This is a genomic window from Mesorhizobium sp. M7A.F.Ca.CA.003.01.2.1, from assembly GCF_003998945.1.
GTDB classification, from domain to species: Bacteria; Pseudomonadota; Alphaproteobacteria; order Rhizobiales; family Rhizobiaceae; genus Mesorhizobium; species Mesorhizobium ciceri.
Window position 1 is genome coordinate 1 of record NZ_RZRA01000418.1, and the last position, 4,732, is coordinate 4,732.

The window sequence follows — 4,732 nt, forward strand, 5'->3', positions numbered from 1 at the left end:
CCCCAGCATCGCCCGAACGGCATCGGCGCCGACAGAGCCGGCGCCATGGGCGATCGCCTGGTCGAGGATGGAGAGCGAATCACGAGCCGAGCCCTCGGCGGCGCGCGCGATCATCGCCAGCGCATCGTCGTCGACCGAAATGCCTTCCTTGGCCGAGATCGAAGCGAGATGCCCGACCAGCGCGCCGGCGTCGATGCGCCTCAGGTCGAAGCGCTGGCAGCGCGACAGGACGGTGATCGGGACCTTGCGGATCTCGGTGGTGGCAAAGATGAATTTGACGTGCGGCGGCGGCTCTTCCAGCGTCTTCAGAAGGCCGTTGAAGGCCTGCGTCGACAGCATGTGCACTTCGTCGATGATGTAGACCTTGTAGCGGGCCGAGACCGGCGCGTAGCGCACGCGCTCGATGATATCCCTGATGTCGTCGATGCCGGTGTGCGAGGCGGCGTCCATCTCGATGACGTCGACATGGCGGCCTTCCATGATCGCCTGGCAATGTTCGCCGAGGACGGCAAGGTCGACCGACGGCTGGTCGATATCAGCGGTTTTATAGTTCAGGGCGCGCGCGAGGATGCGCGCCGTCGTGGTCTTGCCGACGCCGCGCACGCCGGTCAGCATCCAGGCCTGGGCGATACGGCCGGTGGCAAAGGCGTTGGTGAGGGTGCGCACCATCGGCTCCTGGCCGACCAGCTCGGAGAAGTTCGAAGGACGGTACTTGCGTGCCAGCACGCGATAGGCGGCGGCCTTGCCTATCTCCAGGCTTTTTGGTCCCGAATTTCCGGCTTCGCTCATACGCCCGTAAAGCTCCAAATGGCCGCGCCCGAAGGCGGCCGATTCCTGCGCATAGTCTCGCCCGCGCTGCAATGCGTCGTCAATGTCGCGAGAGGGGCCGATGAGGTGGGAGGCTGGAACAATGACCCGTTCCGGGCTCGTTAGGGCTGCTTCCTTCCGGACCTGACCCGGTTGGCGAGTGGATCGTCCACCACCAACCTCCCGCTTTCCATATCGGCAATTGCGCGACGAAATGCAAGTGCGCCGCAGAAATCGCAAAAATATGGAATTGGCGCACCAAAGCGTGAGGGGCGCAATGATTCGCTTGCAGCCCCCCTGCCGCCGCTCTAGCGTTCCTGCGTTTGAGGAAAACAAGAAAAGCAAGGGAAACGCCGATGCTGCCGGGCCTGAAGGCCGGATTCACGCTGGACGCACGGCTGGAGGCGGACAGCGAGCAGTTGATGTGGCTTGGGCTGTGCGAGCTGCGGGTGATGAACGACCGCCGCTGGCCCTGGTTGCTGCTGGTGCCGCAGCGCCCCGGCGCGGAGGAAATCCACGACATGACGCCGCTCGACCAGGCGATGCTGACCTTCGAGACCAATATGGTGGCGCAGGCGCTGAAGAAAGCGACCGGCTGCACCAAGATCAACACCGGCGCGCTCGGCAACATCGTGCGCCAGTTGCACATCCATGTCATCGCGCGTTCGGAAGGCGATCCCGGCTGGCCAGGTCCTGTGTGGGGACATGGCCTGCGAGAGCCCTATCAGCGTTCCGACTTGCGACGGTTTGCCGAAACGATCAAGGCGGCGCTATAAGCGTTCCCCGTGTCCATCCCTCAACATATTCCAGAGTCCCCATGAGCTTCCGCCTGTTTGACGCGCCTTTGCGCGAGCCGAGCCAGTTCGTCGGCTTCGCCGGCAACACGATCGACCGGCAGTCCGAGAACCGCGCCGACGATTCGGTCGACAAAGCGCTGGCCGATCCGGCGACGCGGCTGCTTCTGATGCATGGCGGCCGGCTCTATCTGAAGCTCGGCGATGGCGGCGCTCTCGATCCCTGGTTCGGTGCGACCGAGAGCGAGCCCTTCAAGGTTTCCCTGGCGCAAGGCATCCTGCTCGGCTTTTCCGAACGAGGACCGGTGCTGGCCGTGCCCGCCGGCGTCGAACCCGAACAGCTTCCGGAAACAGTCAAGGCCATCGACTACCGCTCGGTCTACATGCAAGGGCTGATCGACGAGGCGGCGGCCGGCGCGATGGCGCAAGGGGCGGCTTTGCTCGCCTGGCATGCCAGCCATCGCTTCTGCAGCAAATGCGGCACGGAATCGCAGATGCGGGCCGGCGGCTACAAGCGGCATTGCCCGAATTGCGGCACCGAGCATTTTCCGCGCACCGACCCGGTGGCGATCATGCTGACGGCGACGCGGGAGAAGTGCCTGCTCGGACGCGGTCGGCATTTCGCGCCGGGCATGTATTCGGCCCTCGCCGGCTTCATCGAGCCGGGCGAGACGATCGAGGCGGCGGTGCGCCGCGAGACGCTGGAGGAGGCCGGCATCCGGCTTGGCCGCGTCGTCTACCACGCCAGCCAGCCCTGGCCGTTCCCCTATTCGCTGATGATCGGCTGCTTCGGCGAGCCGCTCAATGACGATATCCAGGCCGACCTCAACGAGCTTGAGGACTGCCGCTGGTTTTTTCGCGACGAGGTGCGCCGGATGCTGGAAAGGACGCACCAGGACAATCTGATCACGCCGCCGAAAGGCGCCATTGCGCATCACCTCATCCGCGCCTGGGTCGATTCAGAATGATGGCAGCGAACACCTAAAGACATTGCAGGAGCAGGACATGATCCGTCACACCGTCGTTTTCACGCTGAAGCATCCGCCGCATTCGCTGGAGGAAAAGCGGTTCCTGGTCGACGCCAAGAGGATCCTCACCGCGATCAGGGGCGTCACGCATTTCGAGCAATTGCGGCAGATCAGCCCCAAGAACGACTATCGTTTCGGCTTCTCGATGGAGTTCGCCGACCAGGCCGCCTACACCAGGTACAACGACCATCCAGACCATGTCGCCTTCGTGCGCGACCGCTGGGTGCCGGAGGTCGAGACCTTCATGGAGATCGACTATGTGCCGCTGGGCGCGGTGATCTAGTCCGCAACCTTCCACTGCTCACGCGACTCGCTGGCCGGATAGACGCCGAGAATGCGCACTTCGCGCGAGAAGAAACGAAGCTCGTCCAGCGCCAGCTTGACCAGCGGGTCGTCGGGGTGGCCCTCGATGTCGGCGTAAAACAGCGTCGCCGTGAAAGCGCCCAGCTGGTAGCTCTCCAGCTTGGTCATGTTGATGCCGTTGGTGGCGAAGCCGCCCATGGCCTTGTAGAGCGCGGCCGGCACGTTGCGGACGCGGAAGATGAAGGTCGTCATCATCTTGACGTCGGGCGAAGGACGCTCGGCCCATTGCTTGTTCTTGGTCAGGACGACAAAGCGGGTGACGTTTGAGTCGGTGTCCTCGACGTTTTGCTCGATGATATCGAGCCCGTAGAGGGTCGCGGCCAGGGCCGGCGACAGCGCCGCCATGCTGCGGTCCTTGACCTCGGAGACCATTTTGGCGGCGCCGGCCGTGTCGCCGGCGACGATCGCCTTCCAACCGTTCTTGCGAACGTATTTGCGGCACTGGCCAAGCGCATGGATGTGGCTGTGCACCGTCTTGATCTCGTCGCGCTTGACGCCTGGCAGCACCATCAGCTGGAAATGGATCGGCAGGAAATATTCGCCGACGATGTGCAGCTTCGATTCCGGCAGGAGATGATGGATATCGGCGACGCGCCCGGCAATGGTGTTCTCGATCGGGATCATGGCGAGGTCGGCCTTGTTGGTCTCGACCGCGTTGAAGGCATCCTCGAAGGTCGGGCAGGGCAACGGCTCCATCGAAGGGAACATGTTGCGGCTGGCGGTGTCGGAATTGGCGCCCGGTTCGCCCTGGAAGGATATTCTGTTGGTCTTTTCAGGCATGCCGATATCTCAGGTTGAAAGGATTGTTCTGGCGCGTTCGAGGTCTTCAGGCGTGTCGACGCCGAGCGGCAGCGACTGGACGATCTCGGCGTCGATGCGCATGCCGGCTTCCAGCGCCCGCAACTGTTCCAGCCGCTCGCGCCGTTCGAGCGGCGACGGCTTGAGCGCGACGAAACGCTCGAGTGCTTCGCGGCGATAGGCGTAGAGGCCGACATGATGGTAGAGCGGCCCCTCGCCCCAAGGCGCTGTGGCACGGGTGAAATAGAGCGCCCTCAGCCTGCTGCCGGAAAGCGGCGAGCCGACGATCTTGACGACATTGGGATTGGTCTTTTCCTCATCGCGGACGATCTCGACGCCGAGCGTGGCGATGTCCACCGCACTGTCCTCGAAAGGCCTGAGCGACGCGGCGATGATCCGGGGATCGATGGTCGGCAGGTCGCCCTGCACATTGACGATGGTTTCGACCTTGCGCCCGGGGTCGAGAGCGACCAGCGCCTCGTGGATGCGGTCGGAGCCGGATTCGTGATCCATACGCGTCATCACGGCCTCGAAACCGTGCGCGCGCACCGCTTGCGCCACGCCTTGCGTGTCGGTCGCCACCACCACCCGGCCAAGGCCGGCTTCGGCGGCGCGGCGGGCGACATGGACGATCATCGGGGCGCCGGCGATGTCGGCCAGCGGCTTGCCCGGCAGGCGGGTCGAAGCCATGCGGGCCGGGATCAGGATCAGCGTGGACATTTCGGGTGCAAGGCGTCTCGAAAGAGGACAGGGAAAGTGGCAAAAGGTCTCACTGGAAGCGCCCTTATAGGTGTTGCAACGCCGCAGCAAAAGACCTAGTTTCCGCCCGATTTGACCGCCCTGGCAGGACGGTCACGATACCGACGGACGGAGTGGACGGTTCTGTCCGCCGGAAAAGGGAGCAAGGGGCGTATGGATTCCAACGAAGTCAACAAACTGCTC

6 protein-coding genes and 1 other RNA gene are annotated in these 4,732 nt (G+C 63.8%); 3 read left to right on the forward strand and 4 right to left on the reverse strand.

Annotated features, from left to right (window positions below):
- The coding region (gene dnaX / locus EN969_RS17600; protein ID WP_127419272.1) for a DNA polymerase III subunit gamma/tau at window positions 1-789 on the reverse strand (789 nt) is incomplete at its 3' end.
- Between the two features lie 105 nt (window positions 790-894).
- Window positions 895-991, reverse strand: an RNA gene (gene ffs, locus EN969_RS17605) — signal recognition particle sRNA small type.
- A gap of 172 nt (window positions 992-1,163) precedes the next feature.
- Between ffs and EN969_RS17610 the strand changes: the two genes are divergently transcribed.
- The 3 genes from EN969_RS17610 to EN969_RS17620 are packed head-to-tail and all read left to right on the forward strand — an operon-like array spanning window position 1,164 to window position 2,912.
- Complete coding sequence (locus EN969_RS17610; protein WP_013527933.1) at window positions 1,164-1,583, forward strand: HIT family protein; 420 nt, start codon at window positions 1,164-1,166, stop codon at window positions 1,581-1,583.
- 41 nt (window positions 1,584-1,624) lie between these two features.
- Complete coding sequence (nudC, locus tag EN969_RS17615) at window positions 1,625-2,569, forward strand: NAD(+) diphosphatase (RefSeq protein WP_013527934.1); 945 nt, start codon at window positions 1,625-1,627, stop codon at window positions 2,567-2,569.
- 37 nt (window positions 2,570-2,606) lie between these two features.
- The gene (locus EN969_RS17620; RefSeq protein WP_027161785.1) at window positions 2,607-2,912 is read left to right on the forward strand and encodes a Dabb family protein; all 306 of its coding nucleotides are present in this window, start codon (window positions 2,607-2,609) and stop codon (window positions 2,910-2,912) included.
- On the opposite strand, the gene EN969_RS17625 is transcribed toward EN969_RS17620, so the two are convergent.
- Both EN969_RS17625 and EN969_RS17630 read right to left on the reverse strand, forming a co-directional pair.
- A complete protein-coding gene (locus EN969_RS17625) occupies window positions 2,909-3,772 on the reverse strand; it encodes a prephenate dehydratase (RefSeq protein ID WP_013527936.1) in 864 nt (287 codons plus the stop codon). The genes EN969_RS17620 and EN969_RS17625 overlap by 4 nt on opposite strands.
- Before the next feature lie 9 nt (window positions 3,773-3,781).
- Window positions 3,782-4,510: a 3-deoxy-manno-octulosonate cytidylyltransferase gene (locus EN969_RS17630; protein WP_063169977.1), complete on the reverse strand. Its 729-nt coding sequence runs from the start codon at window positions 4,508-4,510 to the stop codon at window positions 3,782-3,784.
- Window positions 4,511-4,732: the final 222 nt, after the last annotated feature.